The 16,058-nt window shown below is 65.1% G+C and carries 18 protein-coding genes; 8 read left to right on the top strand and 10 right to left on the bottom strand.

Features of this window, described 5'->3' with window-relative positions:
- Positions 1 to 17 precede the first annotated feature (17 nt).
- The 4 genes from J0M27_RS14265 to J0M27_RS14250 are packed head-to-tail and all read left to right on the top strand — an operon-like array spanning position 18 to position 2,358.
- Positions 18 to 1,295, top strand: coding sequence for an argininosuccinate synthase (locus J0M27_RS14265; protein WP_294992937.1), 1,278 nt, complete (start codon positions 18 to 20; stop codon positions 1,293 to 1,295).
- Between the two features lie 30 nt (positions 1,296 to 1,325).
- Positions 1,326 to 1,535, top strand: a complete 210-nt coding sequence (locus J0M27_RS14260) for a DUF2788 domain-containing protein (protein ID WP_294992934.1) — start codon at positions 1,326 to 1,328, stop codon at positions 1,533 to 1,535.
- Position 1,536: 1 nt separating this feature from the next.
- Complete coding sequence (locus J0M27_RS14255; RefSeq protein WP_294992932.1) at positions 1,537 to 1,848, top strand: pyrimidine/purine nucleoside phosphorylase; 312 nt, start codon at positions 1,537 to 1,539, stop codon at positions 1,846 to 1,848.
- Positions 1,849 to 1,863: 15 nt separating this feature from the next.
- Positions 1,864 to 2,358 carry a YajQ family cyclic di-GMP-binding protein gene (locus tag J0M27_RS14250; protein WP_294992929.1) on the top strand — a complete coding sequence of 165 codons (495 nt, stop codon included), beginning with the start codon at positions 1,864 to 1,866 and terminating at the stop codon, positions 2,356 to 2,358.
- 25 nt (positions 2,359 to 2,383) lie between these two features.
- On the opposite strand, the gene J0M27_RS14245 is transcribed toward J0M27_RS14250, so the two are convergent.
- Positions 2,384 to 3,094 (bottom strand): type 1 glutamine amidotransferase, encoded by a 711-nt coding sequence (locus J0M27_RS14245; RefSeq protein ID WP_294992926.1) that lies wholly within the window; start codon positions 3,092 to 3,094, stop codon positions 2,384 to 2,386.
- A gap of 55 nt (positions 3,095 to 3,149) precedes the next feature.
- Here J0M27_RS14245 and J0M27_RS14240 point away from each other — a divergent pair, with 55 nt between their 5' ends.
- The 3 genes from J0M27_RS14240 to bktB all read left to right on the top strand — a co-directional run bounded on the left by J0M27_RS14240 (position 3,150) and on the right by bktB (position 6,123).
- Complete coding sequence (locus J0M27_RS14240) at positions 3,150 to 3,725, top strand: CoA pyrophosphatase (protein ID WP_294992923.1); 576 nt, start codon at positions 3,150 to 3,152, stop codon at positions 3,723 to 3,725.
- Positions 3,726 to 3,939: 214 nt separating this feature from the next.
- Positions 3,940 to 4,875: a CobD/CbiB family protein gene (locus J0M27_RS14235; RefSeq protein WP_294992921.1), complete on the top strand. Its 936-nt coding sequence runs from the start codon at positions 3,940 to 3,942 to the stop codon at positions 4,873 to 4,875.
- A gap of 60 nt (positions 4,876 to 4,935) precedes the next feature.
- Entirely contained in the window at positions 4,936 to 6,123 is a 1,188-nt protein-coding gene (bktB, locus tag J0M27_RS14230; protein ID WP_294992918.1) for a beta-ketothiolase BktB, read from the top strand.
- A 149-nt stretch (positions 6,124 to 6,272) separates the two neighbouring features.
- Here bktB and J0M27_RS14225 read toward each other — a convergent pair whose 3' ends face one another.
- The gene (locus J0M27_RS14225) at positions 6,273 to 7,181 is read right to left on the bottom strand and encodes an aldo/keto reductase (protein ID WP_294992915.1); all 909 of its coding nucleotides are present in this window, start codon (positions 7,179 to 7,181) and stop codon (positions 6,273 to 6,275) included.
- A 153-nt stretch (positions 7,182 to 7,334) separates the two neighbouring features.
- Between J0M27_RS14225 and J0M27_RS14220 the strand changes: the two genes are divergently transcribed.
- Positions 7,335 to 8,378: a tetratricopeptide repeat protein gene (locus J0M27_RS14220; protein WP_294992913.1), complete on the top strand. Its 1,044-nt coding sequence runs from the start codon at positions 7,335 to 7,337 to the stop codon at positions 8,376 to 8,378.
- A gap of 471 nt (positions 8,379 to 8,849) precedes the next feature.
- On the opposite strand, the gene J0M27_RS14215 is transcribed toward J0M27_RS14220, so the two are convergent.
- The 8 genes from J0M27_RS14215 to J0M27_RS14180 form a co-directional block, all read right to left on the bottom strand.
- Complete coding sequence (locus J0M27_RS14215) at positions 8,850 to 9,245, bottom strand: VOC family protein (RefSeq protein ID WP_294992911.1); 396 nt, start codon at positions 9,243 to 9,245, stop codon at positions 8,850 to 8,852.
- Positions 9,246 to 9,332: 87 nt separating this feature from the next.
- Entirely contained in the window at positions 9,333 to 9,659 is a 327-nt protein-coding gene (locus J0M27_RS14210) for a hypothetical protein (RefSeq protein WP_294992908.1), read from the bottom strand.
- A 336-nt stretch (positions 9,660 to 9,995) separates the two neighbouring features.
- Complete coding sequence (locus tag J0M27_RS14205; protein WP_294992905.1) at positions 9,996 to 10,220, bottom strand: addiction module antidote protein; 225 nt, start codon at positions 10,218 to 10,220, stop codon at positions 9,996 to 9,998.
- A 335-nt stretch (positions 10,221 to 10,555) separates the two neighbouring features.
- The gene (locus J0M27_RS14200) at positions 10,556 to 12,223 is read right to left on the bottom strand and encodes a long-chain fatty acid--CoA ligase (RefSeq protein ID WP_294992902.1); all 1,668 of its coding nucleotides are present in this window, start codon (positions 12,221 to 12,223) and stop codon (positions 10,556 to 10,558) included.
- Between the two features lie 17 nt (positions 12,224 to 12,240).
- Complete coding sequence (locus J0M27_RS14195) at positions 12,241 to 13,479, bottom strand: acyl-CoA dehydrogenase family protein (protein ID WP_294992899.1); 1,239 nt, start codon at positions 13,477 to 13,479, stop codon at positions 12,241 to 12,243.
- 23 nt (positions 13,480 to 13,502) lie between these two features.
- The gene (locus J0M27_RS14190; RefSeq protein ID WP_294992897.1) at positions 13,503 to 14,570 is read right to left on the bottom strand and encodes a phosphotransferase; all 1,068 of its coding nucleotides are present in this window, start codon (positions 14,568 to 14,570) and stop codon (positions 13,503 to 13,505) included.
- A 2-nt stretch (positions 14,571 to 14,572) separates the two neighbouring features.
- On the bottom strand, positions 14,573 to 15,568 hold the full coding sequence (locus tag J0M27_RS14185) for an NADP-dependent oxidoreductase (protein ID WP_294992895.1): 996 nt from the start codon (positions 15,566 to 15,568) through the stop codon (positions 14,573 to 14,575).
- A gap of 59 nt (positions 15,569 to 15,627) precedes the next feature.
- Entirely contained in the window at positions 15,628 to 16,041 is a 414-nt protein-coding gene (locus J0M27_RS14180; RefSeq protein ID WP_294992892.1) for a PaaI family thioesterase, read from the bottom strand.
- Positions 16,042 to 16,058 lie beyond the last annotated feature (17 nt).

Genomic DNA, 16,058 nt, shown 5'->3' with positions numbered 1-16,058 from the left:
GCTCCTGGGCAGGATGGATGACTAAGGGAAGAGAGATGAAAGCGGCAAAGAAAGCGGAAAGCAACAAGGTCGTCCTCGCCTATTCGGGCGGGCTGGATACCTCGGTGATCCTCAAGTGGTTGCAGGACACCTACAGCTGCGAAGTGGTGACCTTCACCGCCGACCTGGGGCAGGGCGAGGAACTCGAACCGGCGCGCACCAAGGCCCTGAAAATGGGCATCAAGCCAAAGAACATCTTCATCGACGACCTGCGCGAGGAATTCGTGCGCGACTTCGTCTTTCCCATGTTCCGCTGCAATACCGTCTATGAAGGCGAATACCTGCTCGGCACGTCGATCGCCCGGCCGCTGATCGCCAAGCGCATGGTCGAGATCGCGAAGAAGGTCGGCGCCAACTCGATCTCCCATGGCGCCACGGGCAAGGGCAACGACCAGGTGCGCTTCGAGCTCGGCGCCTATGCGCTGATGCCCAATGTCAAGGTCATCGCGCCCTGGCGCGAGTGGGACCTGCTCTCGCGCGAGAAGCTGATGGCCTATGCCGAGAAGCACGGCATCCCGGTCGAGATGAAGCACAAGAAGGGCGGTTCGCCCTATTCGATGGACGCCAATCTGCTGCACATTTCCTACGAGGGTCGTCATCTCGAAGATCCGTCGGCCGAGGCCGAGGAGTCGATGTGGCGCTGGACCGTGTCGCCGGAGAAGGCGCCGAACCAGGCCGAATATCTCGACATCGAATACCGCAATGGCGATCCGGTGGCCTTGAACGGCAAGAAGATGAGGGCCCACGACCTGCTCGCCACGCTCAACCGGCTCGGCGGCAAGCACGGCATCGGCCGCCTGGACCTGGTCGAAAACCGCTACGTCGGCATGAAGTCGCGCGGTTGCTACGAAACCCCGGGCGGCACCATCATGTTGCGTGCCCACCGCGCCATCGAGTCGATCTGCCTTGACCGCGAAGTCGCCCACCTCAAGGACGACCTGATGCCGCGCTATGCCAGCCTGATTTACAACGGCTACTGGTGGAGCCCCGAGCGCCGCGCGCTGCAGACCCTGATCGACCACACCCAGCAGACCGTGAACGGCTGGGTGCGGCTCAAGCTCTACAAGGGCAACGTGATCGTGTGCGGCCGGGATTCGAAGACCGATTCGCTGTTCGACCCGACCATCGCCACCTTCGAGGACGATGCCGGCGCCTACAACCAGAAGGATGCCCACGGCTTCATTCGGCTCAACGCGTTACGCATGCGGATTGCGGCCAATCGGGCAGAGAGTCGGACCGGCAGGAAGAAAGGCTGACGCGGCAGGCGACGCGGAGGGCAGGCGCCCATGTTCGGCTTTTCCGAGGAACAGCTGGCGGAGTTCGGCATGACCTTCGGCCTCGGCGCCTTCATGCTCTACATGCTGTTCATCATCGGCGAACTGGCATGGAAGTCCAAGGCGGGCAAGCTCGGCACCTTCATCCTGTTCTTCGTTCTGGCTTTCGGCATGCTGGGCTTCGTAGCAAAATTCATCATTCAGAAATTGTGGGGGATCTGATATGTCGCAATTCGATAGTGTCGCCGTCTTCAAGAAGGCCAACGTCTACTTCGATGGTAAATGCGTCAGCCATACCGTCCAGCTCGCCGACGGCACGAAGAAGAGCGTCGGCGTCATCCTGCCGGCTACGCTGACGTTCAACACCGGCGTCGCCGAGATCATGGAGACCGTCTCCGGGGCCTGCCGCTACCGCATCAAGGGCGAAGACTGGCAAAGCTGCGGCGCCGGCCAGAGCTTCAAGGTGCCCGGCAATTCCAGCTTCGACATCGAAGTCAGCGGCGAGCCCTATCACTACGTCTGCCATTTCGCATAAGCCGGGGAGTACGATATGCCTTCATTCGACATCACCTCCGAAGCGGATATCGTGGCGCTGAAGAACGCGGTCGACGTCGCCGGGCGCCACATCGGCAACCGCTATGACTTCAAGGGCACCTCGGCGCGCGTCGAGCTTAACGAGAAGGACAAGCTCATCACCCTGCACGGTGATTCCGAATTCCAGCTCGGCCAGATCAAGGACATCCTGTTTCCGGAGATGGAAAAGAAGGAACGCGAAAGCACCAAGCGCCTCGATCACGGCCCCGTGCAATCGGTCGGCGGCAACAAGTCGAAGCAGGTGCTGACGATCAAGGTCGGCATCGAGCAGGAACTGGCCAAGCAGATCGTCAAGCTGATCAAGGACAGCAAGATCAAGGTACAGGCCAGCATCCAGGGCGATGCCGTGCGCGTCACCGGCGCCAAGCGCGACCTGCTGCAGGACGCCATCGCGCTGGTGAAAAAGTCGATCACCGACTTCCCGCTGCAGTACGGCAATTTCCGCGACTGAATGCCGTACCGCCGGCGCCGACTTTTCAGTCGCGGCGCAAGCCGGCGCTCCAGCGCGTGTAAAGCCGGTCCGCCACTGCGCGCATCGCCGTGATGCGTGCCTCGATGTTCTCTTCCATTTGATCCGGGGTCTGCACCGATGCCGATGCCGGCACGCCCTCCGCGGCCCATTGCCGGCCCCACAGTCGGATCATCGAATGGGTCATCTCGACGTGGCATTGCAAACCGAGGTGCGGACCGCGCAGGAAGGCCTGGTTGGCGCAGTGGGCGCTTTGCAGCAGGCGCGTCGTGCCCGCTGGAATCGTGAATGTCTCGCCATGCCAGTGAAAGGCTTCGAAGCTGCCGGTATCTCCCAGCCAATCCGCGGCCGCGGCCGCGGCGTCGACGCTGGCTTCGACGATGCCCCAGCCGATTTCCTTGACCGGATTGCGCGCCACCGTGCCGCCGAAGGCTTTGGCCATCAGTTGTCCGCCGAGGCAATGGCCGATCACCGGGATGCCTCGCCGGTCGGCCTCGCGGATCAGTTTCAGGGCCGGCTCGATCCACGGCAGGTCGTCATTCACGCTCATCGGTCCGCCCATGAAGCAGAGGCCCGAGAATCCCTCGGGGGTCGGCGGCGGCACAACGCCCTCATCGACCTTGAACAGCGTCCAGGGCTGGGATTGGCTGTCGAGGAATGTGGCAAAATAGCCGGGTCCCTCGCCGGGGCTATGACGGAAGATTGCGATCGGTTTCATGCCGGAGTCTCTAGTTAGCGCGGGCCCGAATTCTAGCGGAGGTCTGCTTTCCCTGATGCGTCGTCGATTCCGCGAAGGCCTTGTCGCGCCTCCGGTCTGCGAATCCTCGTTCGGCGAGGGCAAGGAAATGATCCCCGCCGCCGTTCTGGTGCCGGTGATCATGCGTGAGACCGGTCCCACCATGCTCCTGACCCAGCGCACCGCGCATTTGCGCGACCATGGCGGGCAGGTTAGCTTTCCCGGAGGACGCTGCGAACTGGGCGATGCCTCGCCCGAGGCCACAGCCTTGCGCGAAGCCGAGGAGGAAGTCGGGCTGGTCTCCAGCCAGGTCGAAATCCTCGGCCGCCTGCCGGAATACCGAACCGGCACGGGCTTCGTCATCACCCCCGTGGTCGGTCTGGTGACGCCGCCGCTGAACCTCAAGCTTGACGACTTCGAAGTCGCCGAGGTGTTCGAGCCGCCGCTCGAATTCCTCCTCGATACCGCCAACCACCAGCGCCAAAGCCTCGAAGTGCGCGGCACCCGCCACGAATACTGGGCCATGCCGTGGCAAGGCTACTTCATCTGGGGCGCCACCGCCGGCATGCTGGTGACCTTGCAGCGATTCCTGCTTGTCGAGGCCGGGACGTGAGCACTCCCCGCCGGTGGGCCGCGCCCCGCAGGAAGTCGCCCTGGGGGATCCCAAGGGGAGCGCCGCCAGCGATCGGAGCCGCGACGCGGCGAACCCTCTTCACCCCCTTCCTTGGGGCGAAGTCAGGGTTTCACGGAGCACTGCTCCGCGCTGCCGTAGCCGGCTGGCTATGCAGAGCCAGCCGTGGGGCCGGGGACGAAGGGAAAGTGGTCCAATGAACCTGGTTTCCATCGTCATCGCGCTGGTCCTCGAGCAGTTGCACGCGCTGCCGGTCGAACGTGCCTTGCGCCGGCCGCAGGCGGCGCTGGCCGGCTTCCTCGAAGACAAGTTCAACGACGGCGGGCGCAGCCATGGCGCCATCGCCTGGGGCCTCGGCGTCGCGCTGCCGGCCGCATTTCTGGCGCTGCTGCACGGCCTGCTGCTGTATTTCCAGCCCTTGCTGGCTTTCCTGCTGGGCATTGCGGCGCTGTACCTGACCATGGGCTTTCGCCAGTTCAGCCACTTCTTCACCAACATCCACCTCGCGCTGCGCCGCGGCGACATCGACGAGGCGCGCAGATTGCTTGCCCAGTGGCGCGGACATGGCGGCGATCGCCTGAGCAGCAGCGACGTCGCGCGCCTCGCCATCGAGCAGGCGCTGCTTGCCTCGCATCGGCATGTGTTCGCGCCGCTGCTCTGGTTCGTCGCGCTGGGCCCCGGCGGGGCCTTGTTCTACCGTCTCGCGCACGGGATGGATGAACTCTGGGGCGGGCGCAGTGAAACCGAGTTCGGCGAGTTCGGCGCTTTTTCCCGGCAGGCCTTTGCCCTCATCGACTGGTTGCCGGTGCGCGTCACGGCGACCTCCTTCGCCGTGGTCGGAGATTTCGAGGACGCCGTGCATTGCTGGCGCACCCAGGCTGTAAGGTGGCCGGAAGCTAGCTCCGGTATACTTCTTGCCAGTGGTGCCGGCGCGCTCGGGGTAAGGCTGGGCATGCCGGTGCACGAAGCGTTTCCCGGTTCCGGTGAAGCTGCCGATCGCCCGGAACTGGGCTTGGGTGAGGATGCCGATCCCGATTTCATGCAGAGCACGATAGGCTTGGTCTGGCGCAGTCTCGTGCTGGGTCTGGCGGTGCTCACACTGGTCTGGATTTCCAGTTGGGTCGGCGGTTGATTTTTCGTGGTGGATTCCGTTCCCGGCGCGGCCGGGGGCATAACAAAAAGGAGTTTTTTGATGGCTGACAAGAGAGAAGTCGTTGTACTGAGCGCGGCGCGTTCCGCCGTGGGCACCTTCAATGGAACACTTGCCGGCATGGAACCGGCCGACCTGGGCGGCATCGTCATCAAGGAGGCCATTGCGCGCTCCGGCGTTGATCCCAAGGCCATCACGTTCGCCACCGTCGGCAACGTGGTCCCCACCGAATCCCGTTACGCCTACGTCGCGCGCAACGCCACGATCCAGGGCGGCATGACCATGGATTCCGTCGCCTTCGCCGTCAACCGCCTCTGCGGTTCGGCCCAGCAGGCCGTGGTCAGTTCGGCGCAGGCCATCCTGCTCGGCGACGCCGACTTCGCCATCGGTGGCGGCGTCGAGTCGATGTCGCGCGGCGTGTACATGTCGGCGGCGATGCGCTCCGGCGCGCGCATGGGCGACACCAAGATGCTCGACTCCATGGTTTGCGCCCTGACTGATCCCTTCGGCGTCGGCCACATGGGCGTGACCGCCGAGAACCTGGCCAAGAAGCACGGCTTCACGCGCGAGCAGCAGGATGAGTTCGCCTGCGAATCGCAGCGTCGTGCCGCGGCCGCCATCGCCGCCGGCTACTTCAAGGAGCAGATCGTCCCGATCACCATCAAGGGCCGCAAGGGCGACGTGGTGTTCGACACCGACGAGCACGTCAAGGGCAGCACCACGATGGAGACCCTGGCCAAGATGAAGCCCGCTTTCGACAAGGCCGGCACCGTCACCGCCGGCAATGCCTCCGGCATCAACGACGGCGCCGCCTTCCTGGTGCTGGCCGACGCCGCCAAAGCCGCCGCCGGTGGCCACAAGGCGATGGCCCGCCTGGTCGCCTACGGCATCGGCGGCGTGCCCAACGACGTCATGGGCGAAGGCCCGATCCCGTCGACCCGCATCGCGCTGGCCAAGGCCGGCCTGAAGCTCGACGACATCGGCGTCATCGAGTCCAACGAAGCCTTTGCCGCGCAGTCGCTGTCCGTGGCCAAGGTGCTCGGCCTCGACCCGAAGAAGACCAACCCGAACGGCGGCGCCATCGCCATCGGCCACCCGATCGGCGCTTCCGGCACGGTGATCATCACCAAGGCGCTCTACGAAGCTAAGCGCATCGGCAGCAAGTACTGCCTTGCCACCATGTGCATCGGTGGCGGCCAGGGCATCACCACCATCTGGGAATTGATCTAAGTCGCGCACTTCCCGGCATCGGCAGAAAGCCCGGCTTCGGCCGGGCTTTTTTTGCTTCCGTGAAACGGGTCGACGCAGTCAGGCGCCGTGTCGCCAGCGACCGAAGGAAGTCCCGGTGCGGCGCCGACATTTCGCATTGCCTTGCGCGCTCAGAACCCCGCCATGCGCGCCAGCGCCTTCTGCTCCCTGAAATCCGGCAGGGGCCCGAGGCCGGCCGCCATGTTGTCTTCCAGGTGGTCGAGGCGGGTGCTCGCCGGAATCGTGCAGGTCACCGCCGGATGCGCCAGGATCCAGCGCAGGAACAGTTGCGCCCAGGAGCGGCAGCCGTGGTCGGCGGCGGCGGCGGGCAGGGGCTTGCCCTTGACCGTGTCGAACAGCGCGCCTTCGGCGAAGGGCCGGTTGGCGATCACCGCCACGCCGCGTTCCGCCGCCAGCGGCAGCAGGCGCCGCGCGGAATCCTGCTCCGCCAGCGAATAGTTGATCTGGAGGAAGTCCAGCGCCTCGCTGCGCAGGACTTGCGCGACCTCCGCGTAGGCGCCGCTGCTGTAGTGGCTGATGCCGAGGTAGCGGATGCGGCCGGCGGCCTTCCAAGCGCGCAGGGTCGGCAGGTGCTGCTTCCAATCCGTCAGGTTGTGGACCTGCATCAACTCGATACCCGGCGCGCGCAGGCGGCGCAGCGATTCCTCCATCTGCGCGATGCCGGCCTGGCGTCCCTGCGTCCACACTTTGGTGGCGAGGAAGAGGCGCGGGCGCAGGCCGCGCTCGGCGGCCAGGTCGCCGAGCACCGCTTCCGCGCTGCCGTACATCGGGCTGCTGTCCACCACCGTGCCGCCGAGTTCGGCAAAGCGGCCCAGCAGGCGGCCGAGTCCGGCGCGCGCCGTGGCGTCGGCGCCGACATCGAAGCTGCGCCAGGTGCCCAGCCCGATCACCGGCAGCGGCCGGCGGTCGCCGGGCAACTCGCGCGTGGCAGGGGTTGCGGCGGCGCCGGCGGGCGACGGCATCACGGCCATGATCGGCAGCGCCAGGGCGCTGCCGAGGAACTTACGGCGGGCGGGCATGATGGCTCCTGCACGGGAATCGAGCACGGGCGCGGTGCGCCCTTTGGAATCTGCTGACCCGCGCAGCCTACCCCAGTGCCGGCCGCCAGGGCAAGACGGGTGCTCTTGCTGGCATTCGCCTACAATCGGACGAACTTATTCAGGGAGCGTCTCATGTCGGGTTCGCGATTGCCGGTGCTGCTGGTGCTTGTTCTCGGGTTCATGCTCCCCGGCGTCGGCCGCGCGGGATTCGAGGAGGCGCTCAAGGCCTACCAGGCGAAAGACTATCCCCTTGCCCTGAGCGAGGCGCGCAAGGCCGCGGATGCCGGCGAGCCGCGCGGCAGCATGATCCTCGGCGTGATGTACCAGAACGGGCATGGCGTCGCGACCGACCACGCGCAGGCGGTGAAGCATTTCGAGAAAGCTTCCCAGGGCGGCGTGATCAATGCCGACGCCCGCCTGGCCCAGGCCCATGCCCGCGGCCAGGGCGTGGCCAAGGACCGCGACAAGGCGCTGGGGCTGGCGCGGCGAGCCGCGCGGCAGGGCGACGCGGAAGGAGCCTTTCTGTTGTCGGTGATCCTCACCGGCGAATTCCTGGGCTACCTCGATGCCAACGGCAAGCCGGACCGGCAGCGCTACATGAAGCTCGCCGGCCGCCCGCTGGCCGAGCGCGCGATGGATACCGAAGCCCGCGATGCGCTCTACTGGTCGGCCGACAAGTCCTTCCCGCCGGCCATGATGACGCTGGCCCTGAGCATGGGCGCCTCGATCGGCGATGGCAACCGCCAGCGCCTGCAGGCCTTGATGGCCAAGCTGCCCAACGTCACCTATCCGGCCCTGCTCAACTACCACAAGATCGCCAGCTACATGGACACCCTGGGCCAGAGCAACGCCAGCCCGCAGGCCTTCGTCGACGCGCAGCCGCCGCAGATGCTCGCTGCGGCAATGCAGGCCTGCGGCCTGCGCGACGCCAAGGACGCCGCCAAGCTGCCACCGCCGCGCCTGGTCTCGATCAAGGTCAGCAAGCCGCTCGGCGACGCCGTCTACCTGCCCAGCCGCATCCCCGGCTACGAGCGCGCCTACCTCGTCGCCGGGCAGTGGGAAGAGGCCTGGACCTATACCGCTTGCGACAAGCCGACGCAGGTCGTAGTCCGCTTCACCGCCGACGGCCTCGGCGGCACGCAGTTCTCGACGACATCGAACGCCGGGCCGAACTGAGCGGGGCGGCTTCGCTCAGGCTTCCGGCGGACGGTCCGGCTAGATCGGCTTGGCCGGGGCCGCCGGGGATACTTCGCTCCGCCCGGCCGCGATCACGGATGCGAGCGCCCCGGACACAGTGCCGAAAAGTCGCGCCCCACGGGCGCCAACACGAAACCGATATCCGAACTGATGACGCGCACCTTGTGCGAAGTGGCCACTGACTTCAGCGCCACACGGATCCTTGAAGTCATGCATCGCATGCCGTACGCCTGGTGCTGATGAATGCACTCCTTGCGGGTTCCGGCTAACGCGAAGCGGGCCGGTCATCGAAATTGACACGAATGACGGACGCGCGCGGAATCCGCCGAACCCGGCGCGTGGGAAATGCTGGGCAAGCATCTCCCCGTTCGGGCTGAGCTTGTCGAAACCCTTGATGCAGATGGCTTGCGTTTCGACCGGCTCGACGCGAACTGATTGATCAGTGCTTCGCTAGACTTTGGGTCGGTGCAGCGCGCACAGCTTGTTGCCGTCGGGGTCGCGAACATAGGCCAGGTACATCGCACCGAGGCTGCCTTCGCGCAGGCCCGGGGCGTCCTCGATCGAGGTTCCGCCGTGCGCGACTGCCGTGTCGTGGAACTGGCGCACCTGCTCGGGCGAACCGCACTTGAATCCCGTGGTGCCGCCGTTGGCGAAACAGGCCGGTTCGCCATTGATCGGCTCGCTGACGCAGAAGGTCGAGCCGTCGTGCCGATAGAACAGCCGGGCATGCCCGGTCTTCGCCTGGTTGCGCAGGGGCGCTCCGGCTCCCAGGACGCCGAGCACGGCGTCGTAGAAGCGCTTCGAGCGCTCGATGTCATTCGTTCCGACCATGATGTGACTGAACATTGTGTGTCTCCCGGGTTATCGGCTGCGAACCGTGTTTCTACCACGAGTCCTGGCAGCGGGACGAGCGCAAACGGACGCGGCCGGGCATCAGCCGCGCCGGGCCGCTTCGATCGTTGCGATGTCGATCTTCGTCATCTCCATCATCGCCTCCAAAGCGCGCCTGGCAACGGAGCGCTGGATAGACGAGTGGGCGCGATAAGCGATCCTCCACACGTTGCCGGCTACCGCAGGAAATGTTGTGGGGATGCTTCTTGCCGCCTGCGACGGCGTATCGCCGTACCGCCAGCGCCGACTTTCCTGCGCTATGCAAATGGACGGCAAGTTCCTTATCGCTTGGGTAAGCGTGGTCTGTCCCGGAATACGCGGAATACGCCCCGCGACCTCACCAATGTCGTCGACGTGACCCAGGACCACGCTAACCCTCGGGCAGGCACGCTCCAGTGGCCTATCGGTCTTCTCCGACGCGGCATTCCACCTTACATCAGTGGCATACTTGCCACATGTTTCTTCCAAACGTCTTGCGGCCACAGGCCGATTACTTCACTAACCAAGCTATCGACCTTTCCGGGTCAGAGTCGCCTGTCCTATTGCAAGACGCGTGGAACAAATATTGGCTTAGTACCAACGCGAAGTCCAGCGTTCCTTGCCCAGCAAGGTCCGGCATCTCGTCAGCTGCGACCAGCTTCGGCATGCAACTTCAGCCCAAGCGCGCCGATCACTTTGAGGATGGTATCGAAGCATGGACTACGCTCACCGGAGAGCGCTTTGTACTTGGTAAGGACTTTCGCGAGACAGTCCGGCATCGCGCACGACCTGTGACATCCCTTTGGCGCGCGCGATATCGCCAAGCGCCTCGGCGATGAATGCGGCGTCTCCGTTGGCTTCTTCAAGGCAGGCTTCAAGATAGGCGGCCGTCTCCTCCGGGATCCTGAGGTGTTCGGCGACGTCATAGCGCGTGTTAACAGTCTTGGCCATGGTGGTTGTTCCGAAAGATTGCGTGCGCGGCGCAGTGCCGCCTCGATGTCCCTGGGTTGGGTGGTCGTGTCTCCGCCGGCCAGCAGAAAGGTCAGCTCTCGCCTGAAGGTCGCGCAAGGCATCCATCCATTGAGCGAAAAGCTCAGTTATGCGAATTTCGACCCTGACGCTACTGTAGCCATGTGCTTACATAGCGGCAATGCCGTGTTGGCCGTTTTGGCCGTGCGGACGGAGCGCCCGGCATCCAGGTGTTCCAGCAACTACACAAGAGTCGGCGCTGGCGGCACGGCGAATCCGAAGCAGCGGCGGCTACTGCGGCCGCCGCGCGGGGCGGCTCAGGTGCCGGCTGCTTCCTTCTCCTGCAACGCGCGCCACATCACCTTGCCGGTGGCGGATTTGGGCAGGGACTCGACGAACTCGACGATGCGCGGCGACTTGTAGGCCGCCATGTTGGCGTGGGCCCAGTCGACGATGTCCTGCTCCGTCACCTTGCCGCGCTGGGCTTCCTTGATCACCACGATGGCCTTTACCGTTTCGCCGCGATGCGGGTCTTTGGCCGAAATGACGCAGGCCTCCTGGATCGCCGGGTGCTGGTACATCAGGGCTTCGACTTCGGCCGGCCAGACCTTGAAGCCAGAGGCGTTGATCATGCGCTTGAGGCGATCGACCATGAAGAAGTAGCCGTCCTCATCGACGTAGGCCAGGTCGCCGGTGCGGAACCAGTGCTTGCCGTCGAGTTCGACGAAGGCATTGCGCGTGGCCTCGGGGTTGTTCCAGTAGCCCTTGAACACCTGCGGCCCGCGGGTGAGGATTTCTCCGACTTCGCCGGACGGGAGTTCCTTGAAGTCGTTGGGGTCGACCACCATGGATTCGACGTCGAAGATCGGAATGCCGAGGCACTGCTTTTTCGCCCGGTCGGGCGGGTTGATGTGCGAGGGGGCGATGGTTTCCGACAGGCCGTAGCCCTCGACATAGGTGATGCCCATGTCGAGCAGTTTCTGCGCGATGGCCTCGGGCATTGCCGCGCCGCCGCCGCTCATGCGCGTGATCGAACTCAGGTCGTAGTTGCCCAGGTTGGGGTTCATCAGGAAGTCGATGATCATGGTCGGGATCGCCGTCCACGAGGTGACGCCGTAGCGCGCGATGCACTGTGCCGCGGCTTCGCGATCCCAGCGCGGCAGCAGCACCACGGTGGCGCCGGATTGCAGCGGGCCGCTCATGCTGCCCTGCATGCCCGTGACATGGAAGAAGGGCAGCACGGCAAGGTACACCGCGTCCTGCTGGATGCCGAACCACTGGTAGCCGGCCATCAGCGTGTGCTGGACCGTGCGGTGGGTGTGCATGCAGCCCTTGGGGTGGCCGGTGGTGCCCGAGGTGTAGGGCATCACGCAGAGGTCGTCGGGGCCGACTTCGATGGGGCCGGGACGGGCGTTCGCCGCCAGCATGTCGTTCCACGGCGTGACGCCGGCATCGGCGAAGGACTGTCGCGGCGCCTTGACGAAATCCGGCACCTTCATCTCGGTCGGCGCCTTGAGGTAGTCCGAGTAGATGGCGACGAGTATCTGCTCCAGGCCCTGGTCGTCCGCTGGGCCGAGCAGCGGCTGCATCTGCGGCAGGATGTCCTGCGCCACGATGGCCACCCGGGCGCCGGCATCCCTGACGTAGTGGCGCAATTCGGTCGTCATGTTCATCGGATTCACCGGCACCACCACGGCGTTGGCGCGCAGGATGCCGTAGTAGGCGAGCACGAACTGCGGGCTGTTCTGCATGTAGAGCAGCACCCGGTCGCCCTTGTTCACGCCCTGCGCCTGCAGCCAGCCGGCGATCCGCTCCGCCTCGTCCTTGAACTCGGCGTAGCTGATCTGGGTGTCGTAGAAGACCAGAAAGGGCTTGGCCGGATAGCGCCGCGCCGAGACTTCGACGTTATGGAACAGGTCGGTCTCGGGCACGGTCATGGTGCGCGGAAGGCCCTTGGGCCAGTGGGCGAAATGACGCTCAGACATGTCGTTTCCTTGCGTGGCTACTTGCCCAGATAGCGCCCAAGTTCCTGCTTGGCGATGGAATTGCGATGCACCTCGTCCGGGCCGTCGGCGAAGCGCAGGGTGCGCGAGTTGGCGTAGGCGTCGGCCAGCGGAAAATCGTCGCAGACGCCGGCACCGCCGTGCACCTGCATGGCCCAGTCGATCACCTGGCAGGCCATGTTGGGCGCCACCACCTTGATCATGGCGATCTCCTGCTTGGCGATCTTGTTGCCGACGGTATCCATCTTCCATGCCGCGTTCAGCGTCAGCAGGCGCGCCTGGTCGATCAGCATGCGGGCATTGGCGATGCGCTCGCGGGTCACGCCCTGGTCGGCCACCGGCTTGTGGAAGGCGACGCGGTTCAGCGCGCGCTTGCACATCAGTTCCAGCGCGCGTTCGGCGACGCCGATCAGGCGCATGCAGTGGTGGATGCGGCCCGGGCCGAGGCGGCCCTGGGCGATCTCGAAACCGCGGCCTTCGCCGAGCAGGATGTTGGACACCGGCACGCGCACGTTCTCGAACAGCATTTCGCCGTGGCCGTGCGGCGCATGGTCGTAACCGAAGACGGTGAGCGGGCGCACCAGCTTGACCCCCGGCGTATCCATCGGCACCAGCACCATTGACTGCTGGTTGTGGCGGCTGGGGTTGTCCGGATCGGTCTTGCCCATGAAGATGAGGATCTTGCAGCGCGGATCGGGCGCGCCCGAGGTCCACCACTTGCGGCCGTTGATGATGTATTCGTCACCATCCTTGCCAACCGCGCGCTCAATCCGCGCCTCGATGTTGGTGGCATCGGACGATGCCACGCCGGGCTCGGTCATGGCGAAGGCGGAGCGGATCCTGCCTTCCAGCAAAGGCACCAGCCATTCCTGCTGATGGGCGGGCGTGCCGTAACGCACCAGCACTTCCATGTTGCCGGTGTTCGGCGCGTCGCAGTTGAAGGCTTCCGGCGCGAAATGCGAGGAGCGGCCCATGATCTCGCACAGCGGTGCGTACTCGAGGTTGGTGAGGCCGGCGCCGTATTTCGATTCGGGCAGGAACAGGTTCCACAGCCCGGCGGCACGCGCCTTTTCCTTCATGTCCTCCATGATCTTCGTCGGCACCCAGGGATTGCCCTTGGCGCGGTTGGCCTCGATCTCGGCGTGGAAGGCCTTCTCGTTGGGATAGATGTGCTGGTCCATGAAGGCATTGAGGCGGGCCTGCAGTTCCTTGACCTTGGGTGAGTAATCGAAGTCCATGGTGTTTCCTTTTCTCGAAAAATTCAGTGTTCGGCGAGCAGGCGCTCGACCTGGCGCCAGGCTTCTTCGGCGAGCGGGCGGGCGCGCTTGCCGGTTTCGATGGCCTCGGCGCTGGAGGCGTTGCCCTGCAACGCGCGGGCCATGATGCCCTGCAGGATGCCGGCCAGGCGGAACATGTTGAAGGCCATGCAGAACTCCCAGTCGCGCGGCGGAATCGGCGCGCGGTCGGTGCGCCTGCAATAGGCGGCGACGTACTCGGCTTCCGTGGGAATGCCGAGCGCGGCGAGATCGCTGCCCGCCAGGCCACGGAACTGCCCGGGCGAGAGACGCCAGGTCATGCAGTGGTAGGCGAAATCGGCCAGCGGGTGGCCCAGGGTGGACAGTTCCCAGTCGAGCACCGCCAGCATGCGCGGCTCAGTGGGGTGGAACACCGTGTTGTCGAGGCGGAAGTCGCCATGCACGATGCGGGTTTCGTCGCCGGCCGGGATGTTCCGCGGCAGCCACTCGATCAGCTTGTCCATGGCCTCGATCTTTTCGGTTTCCGAGGCGCGGTACTGTTTGCTCCAGCGGTCGATTTGGCGCGCGAAGTAACTGCCCGGCTTGCCGTAGTCGGCCAGCCCCACGGCGGCGTAATCGACCGTGTGCAGGGCGGCGATGACGCGGTTCATTTCGTCGAAGATCGCCGCGCGCTCCACCGGGCTCATGCCGGGTAGCGAGGGGTCCCACATGATGCGGCCGTCGACGCAATCCATGATGTAGAACATGGTGCCAACAATGCTCTCGTCGGTGCACAGCGCCCAGGTTTTCGCCACCGGGACATCGGTAACGGCCAGTGCCGTGATCACCTTGTATTCGCGGTCGACGGCATGGGCGCTCGGCAGCAGCTTGCCCGGGGGTTTCCTGCGCATTACGTACTTGCGCCCGCCGGCACTGAGCATGAAGGTCGGGTTGGATTGGCCGCCCTTGAATTTATCGACCTGCAGGTCGCCGGAAAAGCCCTCAACGTGGGCTTTCATCCACGCCGCGAGGCGGACGGTATCGAGGCCGTCCCTTTCGGTGATTGGGCGGGTGCCCATGTGTGCGTTGCTCATGGTCAGACGAGTTTCACCAGTTGCTTGCCGAAGTTGCCGCCCTTCAACAGGCTGATGAAGGCGGTCGGCGCAGCGGCCAGTCCTTCGGCCACGGTCTCGCGGTACTTGAGCTTGCCGGTGGCGACCAGCATGCCGAGCTCCTTCAATGCCGGCGGCCAGCGGCTCATGTCGTCCGAAACGATGAAACCCTGCATCCTGATCCGGTTGATCAGCACCGAGCCGATGTTCTGCATCGGGTAGGGGGCGGAGTTGTACTGTGCGATGAGGCCGCAGACGGCGATGCGGGCGAAGGGGTTCATGCGCCCGAGCAGGGTGTCGAAGATTTCGCCGCCGACGTTCTCGAACAGGCAGTCGATGCCCTTGGGCGTCGCCGTCTTGAGGTCGCCACGGAGGTTGCCGGCCTTGTAGTCGATGCAGGCGTCGAAGCCGAGTTCCTCGACCACGTAGCGGCACTTCTCGGCGCCGCCGGCGATACCCACCGCGCGCGCGCCCTTCAGCTTCGCCAGCTGGCCGACCACGCTGCCGACGGCGCCCGAGGCGGCGGTGACCACCACGGTTTCGCCTTCCTTGGGTGCGCAGATGTCGTTGAGTCCGACCCAGGCGGTGACGCCGGGCATGCCGACGGAGCCGAGGTAGGCGGAGAGCGGGATCATCGAAGCATCGACCTTCTGCAGCGCGTTGCCGTCGGCGACGCCGTAAAGCTGCCAGCCCAGGGCGCCGACCACCTTGTCGCCGGGCGCGAATTTCGGATGCTTCGACGCCACTACTTCGCCGGCACAGCCGCCGACCATGACCTCGCCGATCTGCACCGGCGTGGCATAGGACTTGACGTCGGACATGCGGCCGCGCATGTAGGGGTCGAGCGAGAGCCAGTGGTTCTTCACCAGGACCTGGTTGTCGCCGGGCTGCGGGATGTCGCTGTCCTCGAAGCGGAAGTTGCTTTCCTCGACCCAGGCGGTGGGGCGCCTGGCGAGGACGATTCTCTGGTTCTTTTCCATGATGGGTATCCGTTGTGGGGTTGTGGAAAGTCGGCGCTGGCGATACGGCGATTGTCTGCCTATCCGGCCTTGCCGCGCGTTTCGCGCCGCAGCTTGAAGGTGCCCAGGGCCTTGGTGACCAGTTCGCCGGATTCGTCGAAGGCCTCGCCCTCGCAGAAGTGCAGCGAATTGCCGCCGCGCAGCAGGCGGCCTTCGGCGACGATGCGGCCCTTGGCCGGGCGGATGAAGCTGAGCGACATGTCCACCGTCATGATGCCGCCGACGTGGTCGTGTGCGGTGCGCGCGGCAACCGCCATGGCCACGTCCAGCATGGTCATGATGACGCCGCCGTGCGAGACCTCGAAGCTGTTCATCAGTTCCGGGCGCAGTTCGAGCGAGATGCGCGAGCGGCCGCCCTCGGCCATCTCGGCCTTCACGCCGAGATGCTTGAGAAAAGGTACCTTGAGGCCGAAGAAGTCGGCAGAGCTGCTCATCGACAGGCTCCCGTCAG

Origin of the sequence: Sulfuritalea sp. (assembly GCF_017302275.1) — a bacterium.
In the GTDB taxonomy this organism is placed as follows: Bacteria; Pseudomonadota; Gammaproteobacteria; order Burkholderiales; family Rhodocyclaceae; genus Sulfuritalea.
This window is presented reverse-complemented; position numbering and strand designations above follow the sequence as displayed.